This window comes from Pseudomonas sp. P7548 (genome assembly GCF_013386585.1).
Taxonomy (GTDB): Bacteria; Pseudomonadota; Gammaproteobacteria; order Pseudomonadales; family Pseudomonadaceae; genus Aquipseudomonas.
Genome location: NZ_JACARO010000229.1, coordinates 1 through 341 on the forward strand (window position 1 = coordinate 1; position 341 = coordinate 341).

1 pseudogene is annotated in these 341 nt (G+C 63.0%); it reads right to left on the bottom strand.

What is annotated here, in order from left to right:
* A pseudogene (locus tag HX803_RS32440) lies at window positions 1-341 on the bottom strand (TonB-dependent siderophore receptor); the annotation flags it as partial.

The window sequence follows — 341 nt, forward strand, 5'->3', positions numbered from 1 at the left end:
TCGTTGAGCAACACATCGCCGACGGTTTGCGCCTGTTGGTCGCGGATCAGTTTTTCGGTGTAGGACGCCATGCTGAACGGCGCGTCCATGATGTCCTGGTTGCCCAGCACACCCAACTGGCCACCTCTTGCCACTTGGCCACCGGCATAGACTGGGGGCAGGGCACTTGGCGCTGGCGCATCGACGTTGATGTTGGTGGCGCCCAATTCCAGTGTGTTGCCGTCCTGACGGTTATTCGCATCCTGCGGGGTGACGGGGGCGGCAGCGTGAGCGCCAAGGCTCAAGGAGCAGCAAAGGGCGAGCAGGGTGGGGCGAAACGGCACGGAAAGTCGGGTACGGGT